Source organism: Azospirillum sp. A29 (assembly GCF_042604625.1).
Lineage (GTDB): Bacteria > Pseudomonadota > Alphaproteobacteria > Azospirillales > Azospirillaceae > Azospirillum > Azospirillum palustre.
In genome coordinates, this window is the sequence record NZ_CP170470.1 from 82,108 (window position 1) to 99,341 (window position 17,234).

Consider the following 17,234-nt stretch of genomic DNA (forward strand, 5'->3'; position numbering starts at 1 on the left):
ATCGCTGTGCTTGTCTTTGGAACCGGTTCGGTGCCGGTGGTTGCGGGGTCGTCCAGGCACCGGCGGCAAAGCTCCAGCCTGGAGAGAACCCCTCACATGGATTTTGCCGCGCATCAATATGACTTCCGACCGGGTAAGAGCAACGCATCTATGCGCTGTGATATATATGAGCGCCGGACAGGCCGCCAGCCGGCTTGCAGCGGCGATGACGGGTCAGTCGCCATGATAGGGATCCAGGGCGTCGCGCAGGCCGTCGCCGAAGAAGTTGAAGGACAACACTACCAGGATCACCGGCAGCATCGGCAATGACACCCAGGGATAGGTTTCCACGGCCATAAGGTTCTGGGCGTCGTTCAGCATCACCCCCCAACTGGTCGCCGGCGGGCGCAGTCCAAGTCCCAGGAAGGACAGCGCCGTCTCGCCGAGGATCATCGCCGGGATCGACAGGGTGGCGCTGGCGAGCAGGTGGCTGGCGAAGTTGGGCAGCAGGTGGCGGCGGATGATGCGCGCCGGGCTGGCGCCCATCAGCTCCGCCGCCATGACGAAATCCTCCTCGCGCAGAGCCAGGAAGCGCGAGCGCACGGCGCGGGCCAGCGACGGCCAGTCGAGCAGGCCGAGGATGACGGAGATGCAGAGGAACACCGTCACCGGAGACCATTGCGCCGGCACCGCGGCGGACAGCGCCAGCCACAGCGGCAGCTCCGGCAGGGACTTCAGGATTTCCGACAGGCGCTGCACCCCGGCGTCGATCCAGCCGCCGAAATAGCCGGCCATGCCGCCCAGCGTGATGCCGATGGCGAAGGACACCGCGATGCCGAGCAGCCCGACGGTCAGCGACAGCTGCGCCCCGATGGCGAGGCGCGAGAGCATGTCGCGGCCGAGCCGGTCGGTGCCCAGCAGATGCAGCGAGGCGCCCGGCGGCGGGCAGACCAGCCGGACCCGCGATCCGACCAGACCGAGGAAGCGGTAGGGCGCGCCGGGGCAGAGGAATTGCAGCGGCATCGGCCGGCTCTCGTCGGTCTCGTAGCGCCAGCGATAGTCCTTCAGGTCGGGCCGCCCGGTGGTCGGATAGACGAAGGGGCCGATGAACTGGCCCTCGTGGAACAGGTGGACGCCCTGGGGCGGGGCGTAGAGATGCTCCACGTCGCGCTCGTTGGCGCCGTAGGGTGCCAGGAAATCGACGAAGGGAAGGCTGAGATAGGAGAGGCCCAGGAACAGGGCACCCAGCACCGCCAGCCGGTGGCGCAGGAAACGGCGCAGCATCAGCCGTCCGGTCGAGGCATGCGCGTCGAAGCGGGTGGCCGGCGCGTCCGCCGCGGCCGGATCGGGATAAGGCCGGTCGTCGACGTAATGCTCCCAGCCGCCGGTCATGGCCGGATCCTTCGCGACTGGGCCTTTCATGCCGTCGCCGCTCATGCCCACTTCCTTCATGACTGGGCCTTCCTCGCCTTGCCCAGGCGGATGCGGGGGTCGAGCAGGGCGAGCGCGATGTCGGAGACCAGCATGCCGACCAGCACCAAGAGCGAGATGAACATCAGGATGAAGCCGGACAGGAAGATGTCCTGCGCCCGCAGCGCCTCCAGCAGAGCCGGGCCGATGGTCGGCAGGCTGAGCACGACGGAGATCAGCACCGATCCCGACACCAGCGAGGGCAGCAGCGAGCCGATGTCGGAGACGAAGGGGTTCAGCGCCATGCGCAGCGGATAGCGCGTCAGCCGGCGCAGCGGCGGCACGCCCTTGGCCTTGGCGGTGACGACATAGGGCTTGCCCAGCTCGTCCAGCAGGTTGGCGCGCAGGCGGCGCACCATGGCGGCGGTGCCGGACAGGCCGATGACGATGGTCGGGATGATCAGATGCTCCAGCACCGAGCCGGCCTTGGCCCAGCTGAGCGGCTGGTCCTCGTACTGGGCATCCACCAGCCCGCCGATGGGCAGGCCCAGCCATTTCTGGCCGTAATAGAGCAGGATCAGCGCCAGCAGGAAGTTCGGCGTCGCCAGCCCGATATAGCCGACGGCGGCGGCGAGGTAATCGACCCAGCTGTTGGCGCGGATCGCCGCCAGCGCCCCCAGCGGGAAGGATACCAGATAGACGAACAGCACGGCGGCGAGGTTGAGGATGACGGTGAACCACAGCGTCTCCCCCACCACCGCGGCCACCGGCTTGTTGAACTCGAAGGACCAGCCGAGATCGCCCTGGAGCAGGCCGTGGAAGCCGTTCGGCCCCGGCCAGACACCGATCCAGATCAGGTACTGTTCGGCCAGCGGGCGGTCGAGCGCATATTCGTGGCGCAGGAACTCCGCCTTCGCCAGCCCGGCCTCCTGGCCGGTGGCGCGCAGCTCGGCGATCTGGTTGGACAGGTAATCGCCGGGCGGCAGGTTGATGACGGTGAAGATCAGCATCGACACCACGAACAGCGTCGGCACCATCACCAGCAGCCGGTGCAGGATGAAGCGCAGCATGGCCGTCAGTCCTCCCCGCGGTGGATGCCGACCGGCTCGGGATCGGGCGGGCGGGCGTCGGTGAAATAGAACTCGTCGGGCCGGTAGACGCCGAGATAGGCGCCGGGATCCCACAGCCACAGCCCCTTGTCGGGGACGTTGCGCAGGCGGTTCGATACCGCGATGGGCTGCGGCGTCTTCGACACCACGCCGATGGCGTAGATCTGGTCGGCGTGGATGTCGAGCAGGGCCGACCACAGGGCGCGGCGCTCGGTCTCGTCGGTGGTGTGGCGCCAGCGCCGGGCGATGTCCATCAGCTCCTGCGGGATCGGCATGTCGACGGGTTCGCCGGCGCTGCCGGAGGTCTGGTAATACTGCCCCCATTTCGGCCAGCTGAAATTCTCCTGGGTCATCGGGGCCAGCTCCTCCGGACTGCTGTCGGGGTCGGGGATGCCGTTGTCCCAGCCGCCCCACACCGCCATCATCGTCTGGCCGGCATAGACCCGGTTGCGCAGCACGTCGCGGTCGACCGTGCGCATCAGAAGCCGCACGCCGATGTCGCGCCAGGTCTCCGCGATGATCTGCATCGCGTCGGAGATTTCCGGCTTCTCGCCCGAGGTCTCGACGATCACCTCCAGCGGGCGGCCGTCCGGCAGCTCGCGGTACAGCTCGCCGCGCCTGCGCGTCAGCCCGATCTCGTCCAGCAGGGCCGCCGCCTGTTTCGGGTCGTAGCCGGTCCACACCCCCTTGCGCTCCGGCTTGAACAGCGGGCTGCCCGGCAGCACGTCGACGCCGCTCTCCTCGGCCAGCCCGAAGAAGAGCGAGCGGTTGACGATGCGGCGGTCGATCGCCATCGACAGGGCGCGGCGGAAGCGCACGTCGCGCAGCAGGGTGCGCCAGACCGGGTCGTTGTAGTTCAGGTTGGGGTAGAGGGCGATTTCCGCCGCCTTGCCCTCCGGCCACAGCAGGGTGCGGTAGTCGCCCTGCTTCTCCCCCGACACCAGCACCGGCACCTGCGAGAAGGTCAGCCCTTCGGCCTGGAGGTCGGCCTTGCCGGTGGCGACCTGGGCCGGGATCAGCCCGCCGCCCATCACCGTCACGTCCAGCCCGTCGGCATAGGGAAGCTGCACGCCGCGCCGGTCGAAGCGGTGGTAGTAGGGATTGCGCTGGAACAGCAGGTGGTTGCCGGTGCCCTTCGAGACCGCCATCCAGGGCTGGAGCGTCGGCTGGTCCGGGTTCTCCATCCGGAACATGTCGTCCAGCGCGTTGTGCAGGGCCGCCCAGTTGCGGACCTTGTATTTGGCGAGCAGCGGCGCCAGCTCCGCCTCGCTGGTGTAGCGGGCGTGGTAGCGTTTCAGGTAATGGGCCGGCCGGTAGATGAAGGGCGGCCGGGCGGCGGCCAGCGTCGGCAGGAAATAGGGGTTCGGCTCGTCCCAGTGGAAGCGGACGGTGACGGCGTCGGGGAAGCTGACCTGCGGCGGCTTGCCGTCCACCAGCATGAAGCGCGGCGGGCCGGACGGCGACAGCATCGGGTTGTTGGCGATGTCCTCCCACCAGTAGCGGATGTCGTCGCTGGTGAAGGGGGCGCCGTCGGACCAGCGGTGGCCCGCCCGCAGGGTCAGGGTGAAGTCGCGGCCGTCGACGACCTGCACGTCCTTCAGGATGTCGGGCACGATCTCGCGCTTGGCGGTGTAGCCGACCAGCCGGGCATAGCCGTAGAGCACGGCGATGCGGCTGTTGCGCCGCTGGGTAATGAAGGTGCGGATCCAGCCGCCGGACAGGCCGAGGTCGCGGCCCTTGCCCTCCACATCGACGATCAGCGGCTCGTCCGGCATGCGCTGGCGGACGGGGGGGATGAGGCCGTAGCGCACCTGATCGCGCAGCATCGGCGGATCCTGCGGCGTGAAGGCGGCGGCGGGTGTGGTGAGGGTGAGGGTGAAGAGGGTTAGGAGAAGGGTTGTGACCTTCCAGGGGGTTTCCCCTCTCCCCCCCGCTCTCGCGCAAACTTTGTTTGCGCTGACGCGACAGGCGGACCAGAGGTCCGCTGAAAGCGGGGAGAGGGTCAGGGTGAGGGGGATGCGTTGCAGGAGCTTTGTGAAAGGGCCGCCGCGCGTCCCCCTCACCCTTCCCACCGCAGAGCGGTGGGCCCCTTCCCTCTCCCCGGGGGGGAGAGGATGATTTTTCTCGGCGGGTTGAAAGAACGTCCTCATGCCGCCCGCCTCACGAAATGGCCGGGAGCCGCTTCCACCAGGGGAGGCGGGGCGCCGTCGGGGGTGGGGCGGAAGGGTTCGGGCCACAGGTCGGGGCGGCCGGCGCCCAAGGCCACGGTGGCGACGTCGATGGGACGGTTCACGTCCGGCTCCGGCGAGGCGGCGATCAGCGCGCGGGTGTAGGGATGCAGCGGGGCGGAGAACAGGATGGCGGGCGGCGCCTCCTCCATCACCCGGCCGGCGCGCATCACTGCGACGCGGTCGGCCAGCCGCGCCACCACCGCCAGATCGTGCGAGATGAACATCAGGCTGAGGCCGAGCCGCTGCTTGATCGATTCCAAGAGGTCGAGCACCTGCGCCTGGACCGACACGTCGAGCGCCGAGGTCGGCTCGTCGCAGATCAGCAGCTGCGGGTCGAGCGCCAGGGCGCGGGCGATGCCGATGCGCTGGCGCTGGCCGCCGGAGAAGGCGTGCGGATAGCGGTTGGCCCAGGCGGGGTCGAGCCCGACCTGCGCCATCAGCGCCCGCACCCGCTCGCGGCCCTCGCCGCGGCCGCAGACGCCGTGGATCGCCAGCGGCTCCGCGATGATCTCGCCGACGCTCATCCGCGGGCTGAGCGAGGCATAGGGGTCCTGGAACACCATCTGGGCCCGGCGGCGGTAGGCGGTCAGCTCCGGCCCGGCGGCGGAAAGGAGGTCGAGCGGCGGTTCCCCGGCGGATGCCCGGAACAGCAGGCGGCCACCGGGATCCGGCCGCTCCGCCAGCATGGCCAACCGCGCCAGCGTCGTCTTGCCCGATCCTGACTCGCCGACGATGGCCAGCGTCTCGCCGCGGCCGACCGACAGGTCGACACCGGCCAGCGCGCGGATGCGGACATTGCCGCGCTCGTAGGTCTTGGCGACGCCGTGGAACTCCAGGATGGGGTCGTGCACGGCACCGGACCCTTGGGCGCAGGTCGTCTCGGGGATGGAGGGGGCGGCGGCCATCAGCTTGCGGGTGTAGCCGTGCAGCGGCCGGCCGAGAACGTCGGCGCAACAGCCCGATTCCATCACCCGGCCGGCGCGCATCACCACCACGGCGTCGGCCATGTTGGCGACGACGCCCAGATCGTGGGTGACCAGCAGCACCGCCATGCCGGTTTCGCCCTGCAACTCCTTGATCAGGGCCAGCACCTGGGCCTGGAGCGTCACGTCCAGCGCGGTGGTCGGTTCGTCGGCGATCAGCAGCTGCGGGCGGGCGACCATCGCCATGGCGATCATCGCGCGCTGGCGCAGGCCGCCCGACAGCTGGAACGGATAGGAGCGGAAGGCGCGGACCGGATCGGGGAAGCCCACCCGCTCGAACATGGCGAGGCAGCGGTCGCGGGCGCCGGCCCGGTTGCAGTTGCCGTGCAGCCGCAGCACCTCCATCGTCTGGTCGCCGATGGTGTGCAGCGGCGACAGCGCGCTCATCGGTTCCTGGAAGATCATCGAGATGCGGCTGCCGCGGATCTCGCGCAGGCCGGACGGCGACAGGCGCAGCAGGTCGACCGCCTCCGCACCATGACCGAACAGGATCGAGCCGCCGGCGACCGTCGCCCCGCGCGGCAGGATGCCGAGGATGCTGCGGCAGGTCAGCGTCTTGCCCGAGCCGGACTCGCCGACCAGCGCCACGCTCTGCCCGCCGCCGATGGAGAAGCCGACGCCGTCGACCACCGGATGGGGGGCGTTGCGGAAGCGGATCGTCAGGCCCTCAACCTTCAGCATCGGTGCATCTCCAGGCGAAATGCCCTCTCCCGCCCCGGGAGAGGGCGGGGACCCGCCGCAAAGCGGTGGGGAGGGTGAGAGGGAAGGCAAGCATCCCGAACCGCATGGCTTCTTGGATCACCCCTCACCCTTCCCAGGCTCTGCCTGGGCCCCTTCCCTCTCCCGGGGCGGGAGAGGGGGTTGATCCGCCGGCGGAGCCGGAGGCGGGACGGCCGGGGCTTCGCTGGTCAGGCGCTTGCCGATCTGCTGGATCACCCGCATCGGCAGGTCCGGCACCGAGGACAGCAGGCGCAGCATGGTTGGCCCGTCCAGCCGCAGCAGCCGCAGGTCGGTGCGGGCGCGGATGGTGGAGAAGCGCCGCACGCCGGCCAGAAGCTCCAACTCGCCGATCACCTCGGGCGGCTTGATGTAGGCGATGTGCAGCGGCGGCTGGCCGTCCGGCATCAGCCGCACCAGCTCCGCCTCGCCGTCGGCCAGGACGAAGGCGAATTCCGACTGTTCGCCGCTGCGGTAGATGAAGTCGCCGGCCGCCACCGTGCGCCATTCCGATGCCGCCAGCAGCCGGCGCAGCACCGTTTCCGGCAGGTCGGAGAAGACGGGGGAGCGCGACAGCAGGCGCAAGGCCGGCTCGTCGGTGCCCTCCCCGTCCCCCGGCACGGTGTCCTCGTCCTGGTCGGCACCGTTCTGGCCGCGCCGGACCAGCCGGCCCTCCTCCAGGTCGTAGAGCGCGTCGAAGGCGGGATCGTCGGAAATCCGTTCCTCCAGCACGATCAGCGTCATGGTCGGCAGCAGCTTCTTCATGGCCTGGAAGATGCGCAGCCGCTCCTCCGGATCGTAGCTGTTGAGCGCCTGATAGATGACGAAGATGTCAGGCTTCTTCATCAGGCCGCGGATCAGCTGCACGCGCTGGCGCACGCTGATCGGCAGCAGCGAGCCGCCGATGCCGACCTCGCCCAGCGCCACCAGGATCAGCACGAAGGCCCGCGCATCGGTCCGTTCCAGTGCCTCGTCCACCAGGGCGCGCAGCTTGGTGATGGCGCGCGGATCCTCGGTGGTGATGCGGCCGAACAGAAGGTTGTCCATCACGTTCAGGCGCGGGTGGTAGAGGTCGGGGTGGAAGATGGCGACCTTGTCGCGCAGCTCGTGCGGCATGTCGTCGATCACGCGGGCGCGGATCGCCATGATCGCCTCGCGCTCCGCTTGCGGGATGAAGTCCATGCCGTCGCGCTTGGGCACGATCATCAGGAACATGGTGGCGAACAGCAGGGTGTCCGCCTCCTGGTGGCGGCGCTGCGGCCGTTCGGACCGGCGCTTCAGCCGGGTGACCGCCTCGACCAGTTCCTCGAACAGGGCGTCGTCGATGTGCGGGTAGCGCATGATCATGACGTCGCCGTCGTCGCTGTCGCGATAGACGCCGACCACCCGCATGGCGAAGCGGCGGCCGATGCGCACGGCGGAGTCCCACAGCCCGTGCTCCTCCATCAGGCCGCGGACGGTGGGGTTGCAGACCATGCGGGCGACGGTCAGCCGCTTGCCGTCCGGCAGGCCGGCCAGCATGTTCTCGGCGATGCTGGCATAGGGGTTGAAGCGGTCGCGCTCGAAGCGGGCCAGCAGTGCGTCCATGCCGCGCTCGGTGATCGCCTCGCGCAGCCACTGGCGGGCGCGCAGCAGCGGCTGGGCGACGAAGGGATAGTCGTCGGGATCGAACACCTCGCGCAGGCCGCGCTGGTAGACGGCGCTCTCGCCGCCGGTGGCGGCCAGGCACTGCATGAACCAGGGGCGCAGGCTGGTCCAGTCGGTGGCGCCGATCATGCCGAAATCGGTCCAGATCCCGTCCATGCTGTCGGTGGAGTTGCCCGACGCCTCGGCCTCGACGATCTCGCGGCGGCGGGCCGGGGTCATGCTGTCCGGGTCGTCGGCCGGCGGGCGGTGGCGCAGGCCGTAGGTGATGTTCTGCATCATGCTGCCGGTGAACATGCGCGGTTCCGGGCTGGCATAGGCCATGCGGCGGCCCAGCAGATCCAGCGGCAGCTCGTCCAGCGTGCGGTCGCCGATGGTGATCCGGCCGGAGGTCGGCGGCGACAGCCGCACCAGAACCTCGGCCAGACGGCGCAGCGCCAGCGCATTGGTGCCGGCGATGCCGATGAGGGCGCCCGGCGGCACCTCCAGCGACAGGCGTTGCAGCATGCGGTCGCCATATTCGTTGGCCCAGGTCACCGCCTCCAGCCGCAGCGGGGCCTTCAGGTCCGGCGGGGTGGCGGGCGAGGGTTCCGCCCAGTCGAACAGGAAGGGAGGCGAGAACTGCTCGGCGATCTGCTCGTACTTGATCTGGGCGTCGATCATGTTCTGGTAATAGTCGAGCAGCTCCTTCCAGGGGGCGGTCAGGTCCTTGAAGGCGGACAGTGCCGCCACCAAGGCGCCGATGGTCATGTTGCCTTGCAGGACCAGATAGCCGCCGATGGAGAACAGGAAGAAGGGCGTGATCTGGTTGATGAAATTGTTCAGGAACTTGACGAAATACTTGCGCTTGTAGATCTCAAGCCTGATCCAGTAGATGCTGCCGAGATACTGCGAGAATTCGGCCAGCACGTAGCGGACGGTGCCGTTGACGCGGACCTCGCGGATGTTCTCGACGCTCTCGCCGATGCGCTCGGACAGCTGGCGGACCTTGCGCACCCGCTCCTTGCCCAGCAGCTTCACCTTCAGCTGGAGCTTCGGGATGATGTAGGCCTGCACCGGGATGAGGGCGACCGACACCAGACCGATGGTCGGCTGCTGAATGAATAGGAACAGCAGGATGGTGAGCATCGTGCCGCCCTGGTAGAGCGGCTGGGCGAAGGAGTCGCCGATGAAGCCGGCCAGCGGCTCGGTCTCCGACGCGACGGTGGAGATCAGCTCTCCCTGGCTGACCTTGGAGAAATGCGGCAGCGGGAAGCGCAGCATGCGGTCGAGCAGGATGAAGCGCAGGCGCCGAACCTGCCGTTCGCCGACCACGCCCTTGAAGGTGTTGATCCGCATCTTGAAGGCGCCGTTGGCGAGCACCAGCGCCAGGAAGGTGAAGCACAGCACCAGCAGGTAGGTCACCGGCCCCATGGCGACGCCGAAGATCTCGCGTTCCGGCTGGGGATCCGACAAGGCCCGGTTGATGATGATCTTCGGCAGTTCCAGCGAGGCGTAGAGCACCGGGAAGGAGGCGACCGTCAACAGGGCGAGCAGGATCTGCTGCCGCCCGCTGTGCTTCCAAATGAACTGAAAAATGTTGCGGTTCATCAATGGCCTTCAGCGTCGCGGCCTTCAGCGTCGCAGCCGTCGCCGGCCGCCCCTGTCATGCAGCGGAGGATGAGGGGAAGTAATTTGGCGTGGCCCGGTCCGTTTTCCAACGGCGCTTTTGCCATCCTCCCTGCTTCAATCCACCTTGCCCTGCTCAGCTTTCCACCCTCCAGGCATGGTAGGTCCAGCGCTCGTCGGCCGGCAGGTCGAGCCGGGTCCAGTTGGGCCGGTCCAGCGGCCGGTCGGACAGCACGACGCCGCCGGGCAGCACCAGCGCATCGATCAGCGGCGCCAGCCACGCCGCCTGCGCGGCGTCATGGTTGCGGTCGGTGCTGCCGAAATCGGCATGGGCCAGCCGGGCGCAGCGGCCGAACCGTTCCGCCGCCGCCGGCATGGTCTCCTTGAAATCGCCGACGAACAGGCGGTCCTCGTCGGGCGTCAATTCCGGCGGCACGCGGACCCACATGTCGAAGACCAGGATGTCGCGCGGCGGGAACAGGTGGCGCAGATGGTCGAAGGTGCGGCCCTTGCCCAAGCCGACCTCCAGCACCATGCCGTCGCGGCCGGCGACGGCGCGCTCCGCCCAGGCCAGCGCGTTGCGCTGCACCGTCATGCGGTCGATCATCCGGTCGAGCAGCGACCGGTTTTCCCCACCATTGCCAACACCGGCCGCCATCGGCCCTCTCCCCTTGCCAAACGCCCGAACGGCACGGGTGCAGTGTGGAAGTCCGCACGCGCGCCGTCGAGACAAATTGTCGCGCGATCGGGCGTCGGCGGCGGTCCTGTCGCCCTGCCCTGCTTTCAGGGACGGTTCGGGTCGAAGCGCTTCGCCAGCCCCTGCCAGCAGCGGTGATAATCGTGCTGCAACTCGGCGGTTTCCAGTGCGTGCCGCGTCGGGCGGATCACCGCACGGGTTTCGACCATGAAGGCCATGGTGTCGGCGACCCGCTGCGGCTGCGTGGTGTCGGCGGCAGTCGCCTTGGCGAAGGTCTCGGCATCGGGGCCGTGGCCGCTCATGCAGTTGTGCAAGCTGGCGCCGCCGGGCAGGAAGCCCTCCTCCTTGGCGTCGTAGACGCCATGGATCAGGCCCATGAACTCGCTGGCAACGTTGCGGTGGAACCAGGGCGGACGGAAGGTGTCCTCCTGCACCAGCCAGCGCGGCGGGAAGATGACGAAGTCGATGCTGTCGACGCCGGGGGTGTCGCTGGGCGAGTGCAGCACCAGGAAGATCGACGGGTCGGGATGGTCGAAGCCGATCGAGCCGATGGTGTTGAAGCGGCGCAGGTCGTATTTGCAGGGCGCGTGGTTGCCGTGCCACGCCACCACGTCCAGCGGCGAATGGTCGATGCGGGCGGTCCACAGAGCGCCGTCGAACTTCGCCACCAGTTCGAAGTCGCCGTCGACATCCTCGTACCAGGCGTCGGGGGTCAGGAAGTCGCGCGGGTTGGCAAGGCCATTGGAGCCGATGGGGCCGAGGTCCGGCAGGCGGAACGGCGCGCCGAAATTCTCGCAGACATAGCCGCGCGCGGTCCCGTCCGGCAGCTCGACGCGGAAACGGATGCCGCGGGGGATCAGCGCGATCTCCTGCGGTTCGACCTCCAGCACGCCAAGCTCGGTGAACAGGCGCAGGCGGCCCTGCTGCGGCACGATCAGCAGTTCGCCATCGGCATCGTAGAAGAAGCGGCCCTCCATCGACCGGTTGGCGGTGTAGAGATGGATGCCGCAGCCGGTCTGCGCCTGCGGCCCGCCGTTGCCGCCCATGGTGGTGAGGCCGGCGACGAAGTCGGTGGCCATGTCCGGCATCGGCGGCGGGTTCCAGCGCAGCTGGGTCGGCGGGGCCGGCACTTCGTCGAAGCGGCTGGTCAGGCGGCCGGACTCCAGCGGGCAGAAGGGTTCGTGCATCACCGCCGGGCGGATGCGGTAGAGCCAGGAGCGCCGGTTGTGGGCGCGCGGGGCGGTGAAGGCGGTGCCGCTGATCTGCTCGGCATAGAGGCCGTAGGGCGGGCGCTGCGGCGAGTTGCGGCCGACGGGCAAGGCGCCGGGCAACGCCTCGGTCGCGAATTCGTTGCCGAAGCCGGACCGGTAGGTGAATGCGGAGGACGTCATGCGGGCTGCTCCCTTTTGCGAGGAGCGCCGGCGACAGGCGCCGGGCGCGACCATTTGCCGCTGATATAGTTTCTTTTGAAACTATGCGCCAGGGGAAAATGGGGGTGCCGCTGCGGACGCCCCCTCCCCTCAGTTCATCGCGCGGTCGGGCAGGTCCAGCAGGAAGTCGCCGCCCTCGTCGTAGCCGGCGGTGCGGATCACGCCGTATTGCGGCGTCTGCGGCGCCTCGCTGGTCACGTCCTGGCGGACCTCCTGGTAGAGGGCGTAGCCGCTGCTGTCCTTCGGCAGGCCGAGCACCCGCTTCTTCAGCGCCACCGCGAAGGGCGAGTTCACCTCGCCGTCGGCGACCGGCTCGTCGCCGCCCGACGACAGGGCCATGACCGAGCGGCGCTGCCGGATCTCCGTCTCGTTGGCGAGGCGGCTGGCGTCGACCTTCTGTTCCTTGGTGAAGGCGCCGGAATAGCAGCTGTCAGACACCACCATCACATGCTTGGCCGGCATGCGGCTGAGGAAGCGGCCGATGTCGTTGTTTGACACCCAGTTGCGGGCGCTGGTCGTCTCCGCGTCGGCCGGCAGCCAATAGCCGGTGCCGGTCTCCGCCAGCTCATAGCCGTGGCCGGCGTAATAGACCATCACCTGGTCCTGCTCGCCCACCTCGCGGCCGAGCTTGCGCAGCGCCTCGCCGATCTGCGCCTTGGTCGGGTTGCGCAGCACCCGCGTCTCGTAGCCGAGATGGTCGTTCAGCGCCTTGCCCACCGCCTTGATGTCGGCGTCGGGCGTGGCAAGCGCCGGGATGGCGCCGTCGCGGTAGCTGTCGACGGCGATCATCAGGGCGATCTTGCGCGGCTTGGGCGGGGCGGCCGGGTCGGGGGCGGATGCCGCGCTGTCGATGGCGATGCGCTGCTCCGTCGTCTTGCCGGCCTCGTCGGTCATGGTCAGGGTGGCTTCCTTCGCCCCCGGCTCCACCAGGATGCTGGTGCGGAACTGGCCCTGTTCGTCGATGAAGACCCAGCGGCCGTTCACCCGCGCTTCGGCCAGATTGGCGCTGTCGGCGACGATGCCGCGCAGGGTCATGGTGCCGCCGCGGGTGCGGCCGCCACGCGCCTGTTGCAGGCTGGGCGGCGCCGAGGCGGCGGCCGGACGGCCGAACATGTCCGCCGCCGACGGGTTCGCCACCAGCTGGCGCAGCGCGCCGGAGAAGGCCTGGGTGCGCTGTTCGCGCTCCACCCGCTGCACCATGGCGAGGTAGGTGCGGGCGACCTGGGGCGGCAGGTTGGCCTGCGCCGCCGCGGCACGCACCTGGGCGTAGCCGCCGGGCTGGCCCGCCGCGCTGTTTTGCAGAATGCCGCCGACGCGCACCGCCACCGGGTCGCTGCTGGCGGTCAGACCGCCGATCAGGGTGGGTACGGGCACGCTGGCGAGCACCGCGCGCTGTTCGGGCAGCGACAGGCCGCCGGTCGCCAGGGTCGTCACCGCTTGGACCATGCCTCCGTTGCCGGCCGCCTGGATGAGGGTGCCGGCCGCCGCCTGCACCTGCGGGGAAGCCAGAAGCTGCGGCCCCGGCTGCGACAGGGTGGCGCCGGAGGAATAGGCCGCCGTCGCGTCCGCCGTGAAGGAGACCGAACGGCCGGAGGCGAGCACGACCGTCGCCGGAGCCGGCGGCGGTGGAGGCGGCGAGGCCGGGGCCGGGGCGCCGTTGGACGGGGCACTGTTGGAGGCGGAACTGCCGCCCGCCGCCTGGGTGCCCTGCCCTTCTGCGGTCTGGGTAGGCGCGGTTTGGGTGGCGGTGCCCTGTTCCAGCGTCGCCAGCAGGGTCTGCGGCGTGGTCGCGCTGGCCGTGGTTCCGGCGGTCGAGCCGGTGCCGGTCGTGGCGGTGCCGGTCGTTGCCGGGTTCGTGGCGATCTGCGCCACCGTTTGCAGCGCCGCCTGCACGGAGCTGGAGGCGGACGCGGCGGACTGGCTGCCGCTCGTCGGGGTGGTCGTGGTCGTTCCGGTCTCCGGGGACGCGGTGTCCGTCGTTCCCGTGCCCGTGGTTCCGGTCCCGGACGTGTCCGTCCCGGTCGACGGGGTGGTGGTGGTCGGCGTGGTCGGCGTGCTCGTGGACGGCGTGTCGGTTCCGCCACCGCTTCCGGTGTCGGTGCCGGGAGTGGTGGGCGTCGTCGGTGCGGTCGGCGTCGGGTCCGTCACCGGCGGCGTTACCGGCGGGGGCGGGGGCGGTGGAGGCGGCGGCGGAGGTGGTGGCGGTGGGGGCAGAGGAGGTGGCGGCGGCGGCGGAGCCGGCGTGCTGCTGACCGTCACGGCACCGTTCCTGTACAGGGCGGAGGCGGTCCCGTGGGGGCCGGCGGTTCCGGCGGTGCCTTGCAGCGACACCGCTCCGGCGGCGGCCACGATCTGGATGTTACCGTCGTTTTCGGCGTCCAGCCCGATGCCGGCGACCTCGAAATCGGCCGACGACGCGCCGCCCTTGCCGGCGATGGAGACGCCGCCGGACGACAGCAGCCCCACCCTGCCATGGAGCATGACGCCCCAGGACTCGATGGAGTCCGCTTCGCTGGCATCGCCGTCGATCAGGATGGCGTCGGCGGCGGTGGAGCCGGCAACGAGTGTCGGCCCACCGTCGTCGTTGCTTTCGATCAGCACGCCGGCGTTGCGGGTGTCGGACTGGGAGGTCGTCTTGCCATGGATGGCGATCTTGCCGGTGGCGGTGCCGACGGTCGAACTGCCGTTGATCAGAACGCCGTGGGTGTCGATGCCGAACCCCTCGCCCTCGCCGCGGATCGAGATGGAGCCGCGGTCGGTGTAGAGCGAGCTGCTGGCGATCGACACGCCAGCCCAGTCGCCATAGTCGGCCTTGGCCGCCATGCTCGCCGGATCGCTGTCGCCGCCCAGGATGATGTCGCCGCCGGTGGTCGCGATGCTGCTGCTGCCCAGGCTGATGGCGCCGCCGTTGCCGCTGCGGTTGCTGTTCAGCGTGACCGGCCGGTCGGCGGCGACGATGTGGCTGTCCATCAGGGAGATGCCGGACGCCGCCCTGAGCGTCACGGCGCCGCTGGAGGTCAGGCTGGTGTCGTAATCCAGCACGAGGTTGCCGCCCGACTCCAATGTGATGGGGGCGTTGCCGTTGCGGATGACGGCGCCGCTCAGCTGGATGTCGCGGCTGGAGTTGGCGCCCCCCCTGATGTCGATGGTCCCGTTGCCCAGCACGGCGATGGAGGAGTCGTCGGTGATGCGGATCGCATCGTTGCCTTGGGAGCTTTCGCCATGCCCCTCGGTGCCGGTGATGGAAACGGCGCCGCCCCCGGTCTGGAGCGCGGAGGAGGACAGCAGCACACCGACATTGTCGCCGTAATAGATGCCGTTGCCGCCCGCCCCGTTCAGCGTGATCGAGCCGGTCCCGGTGGTCAGCTGGCTGTCGTACAGCGCGATGCCGTGGTTGCCGTCACCGTTGTTCTCGCCGCCGTCGCCGTTGATCAGGATGGAGCCGGCACCGGTCGAGACGATTGTGTCGTGGAATTCCACGCCGACGCGGTCGGAGCTGGGCGAATAGCCGCCGGAGATGCCGGTGGCGGGCTTCATCGCCGGGTTGGAGCCGCCGCCGACGATGAAGGCACCGCCGTTGGTGGTGATGGCGATGGGCGACGTGCCGGACGTCGCCGCCGTTCGCACGATGCCGTGGCCGGTGCCGGTCGCGGCGTTCAGGGTGAGGTTGAGCGCGCCCGCGGTGGACACGATGCTCTGGTTGACGACGATGTTGCGGTGGGCCTTCAGCGTCAGCGAGGCGTCTCCGCCGGCCGTCTTCAGGATCTCCTGATCGATCGTGATGTCGCCGGCATCGGTCCCCGTCGATTCGGTTTGCAGCGTGACGCTGGTTCCGCCGTTCAGCGCGGTCTGGATATTGTCGGCGGTGATGGTGCCGCCGGTGGCACTCACCGTGATGTCGGTCGGATCGAGCAGCCAGAAGCCGCCAACTCCTGTCCCCTGCCCTGCCCGCGCCCCGGCATCGACGTTGCCGCGCACATGCAGCGACAGCTTGCCCGACGTTTCGACGAAGCCGCCGTTGCCGCCGGCCGCACCGCCGCGGGCGGACACGGCGCCGTCGAAGCGGGTGCTGCCGTCGGCCCACACCACGACCTTGCCGCCCTTGCCGTTGTCGGTGGCGTCGGCGGCGATGGTCGCGCCCTGCGCCACGATGGTCTCGGTGGAGGGCGGCACCGGCTTGCGCGCTGGGCGGATGTTGTAGCCGGCCAGCGTGGCGGCCGACGCCTTGCCGCCCTGCACGTCGCCGCCGATCAGCACCTCCCCACCCCCGGCGGGACCAGAGGCGGTGACGCGGGCGGAGGCGGTCAGCGCCGTGCGGTTGCCCGACACGGTGACGGAGCCGCCAGTCCCGCCGGCGCCGCTGCCGCTGGCGTCGAGGCTGCCGGACACCTCTACGTCGCCGCCGTCGCCCAGCAGGACGATGTCGCCGCCCTGCTGCTCCACCCGGCGGGCCTGGACCGTGCCGGACATGTTGACGACGCGGTCGACCAGCCCCTTGGCGGCGCTCGCCGTCATCTGCACCCGGCCGCCGTCGGCGAAGATCTTGCCGCTGTTGCTGACCAGCGCGTCGACCGGCTTGCCGTCGGCGCCGACGGGACGGGCGTCGGTTTTGGCGTCCACCGCGATGTTGATCTTCTGGTCGCCGAACAGGTCGACGACGAAGCGGCGGCCCGAGGCCAGCGTCACCTCGCCCATGCGGGCCTGGATGGTGCCGCGGTTGGCGACGCCGGGGGCAACCAGTGCGGCCAGCCCGGCCTGGGCCACCGTGATGGTGCCCTCATTCTCCACCGTCGCGGTGGAGCCGGCGCGGCCTTCGAAATTGTAGCGGCCGGCCATGAAGTCGGCGTTGCGGATGTCGTGGGTGGTGGCGACCAGCCCGCCGACATCGACCCGGGCGTTCGGGCCGAACAGGATGCCGTTGGGGTTGACCAGCCAGACCTGCCCATTCGCGGTCAGCCGCCCCAGGATCGCCGACGGGTCGGAGCCGGTGACGCGGTTGAGGGTGATCGCAGCGGCGTCGGGCTGCTGGAAATTGGTGTGCTCGCCCTCGGCGATGCCGAAGCGCTGCCAGTCGATCACCGCCTTCGGCGTCGACTGAATGATGTCGAGCCGGCCGGGGGCGGTCGTGTGGATGGTCGCGGCACCGTCGGTGACCACGCCGCCTTCGGGGTTGGCGAGTGCGGGGAGGGGCAGGGCGAGGAATGCGGTTAGGATCGCAAGGCGCGCCGCCCCGGCCAGGGCCGTGCTGTGACGCAATGCCGCCCGGCGCCGTGCGCCGTTCTGGCGGATCGCCGTCTTGTCAATCGACCCCTTGTCAGCCGACCCCTTGCCAACCGCCCGCTGCCCCGATCCCCGCATCACCGACCCAACCCCCATTGCCGCCGCCGACTCTTGCGGGAAGGCAATACGCAGTTCAAAACCCTGGA

At 69.7% G+C, this 17,234-nt stretch carries 8 protein-coding genes; all 8 read right to left on the reverse strand.

The genetic code is table 11. The features are described 5' to 3' along the window. Positions 1–213 precede the first annotated feature (213 nt). The 8 genes from ABNQ38_RS36075 to ABNQ38_RS36110 all read right to left on the reverse strand — a co-directional run bounded on the left by ABNQ38_RS36075 (position 214) and on the right by ABNQ38_RS36110 (position 17,166). Positions 214–1,371, reverse strand: coding sequence for an ABC transporter permease (locus tag ABNQ38_RS36075; protein WP_377811962.1), 1,158 nt, complete (start codon positions 1,369–1,371; stop codon positions 214–216). A 56-nt stretch (positions 1,372–1,427) separates the two neighbouring features. Further along, positions 1,428–2,459: an ABC transporter permease gene (locus ABNQ38_RS36080; RefSeq protein ID WP_376966432.1), complete on the reverse strand. Its 1,032-nt coding sequence runs from the start codon at positions 2,457–2,459 to the stop codon at positions 1,428–1,430. Positions 2,460–2,464: 5 nt separating this feature from the next. Next, positions 2,465–4,324, reverse strand: coding sequence for an ABC transporter substrate-binding protein (locus ABNQ38_RS36085; RefSeq protein ID WP_377811765.1), 1,860 nt, complete (start codon positions 4,322–4,324; stop codon positions 2,465–2,467). 320 nt (positions 4,325–4,644) lie between these two features. After that, the gene (locus ABNQ38_RS36090; RefSeq protein WP_377811766.1) at positions 4,645–6,393 is read right to left on the reverse strand and encodes a dipeptide ABC transporter ATP-binding protein; all 1,749 of its coding nucleotides are present in this window, start codon (positions 6,391–6,393) and stop codon (positions 4,645–4,647) included. A 117-nt stretch (positions 6,394–6,510) separates the two neighbouring features. Continuing rightward, the gene (locus ABNQ38_RS36095) at positions 6,511–9,663 is read right to left on the reverse strand and encodes an ABC transporter transmembrane domain-containing protein (RefSeq protein WP_377811767.1); all 3,153 of its coding nucleotides are present in this window, start codon (positions 9,661–9,663) and stop codon (positions 6,511–6,513) included. A 154-nt stretch (positions 9,664–9,817) separates the two neighbouring features. Then, positions 9,818–10,339 carry a class I SAM-dependent methyltransferase gene (locus tag ABNQ38_RS36100; RefSeq protein ID WP_377811768.1) on the reverse strand — a complete coding sequence of 174 codons (522 nt, stop codon included), beginning with the start codon at positions 10,337–10,339 and terminating at the stop codon, positions 9,818–9,820. 125 nt (positions 10,340–10,464) lie between these two features. After that, positions 10,465–11,769 carry a homogentisate 1,2-dioxygenase gene (gene hmgA, locus ABNQ38_RS36105; RefSeq protein ID WP_377811769.1) on the reverse strand — a complete coding sequence of 435 codons (1,305 nt, stop codon included), beginning with the start codon at positions 11,767–11,769 and terminating at the stop codon, positions 10,465–10,467. 129 nt (positions 11,770–11,898) lie between these two features. After that, the gene (locus ABNQ38_RS36110) at positions 11,899–17,166 is read right to left on the reverse strand and encodes a filamentous hemagglutinin N-terminal domain-containing protein (RefSeq protein ID WP_377811963.1); all 5,268 of its coding nucleotides are present in this window, start codon (positions 17,164–17,166) and stop codon (positions 11,899–11,901) included. Positions 17,167–17,234: the final 68 nt, after the last annotated feature.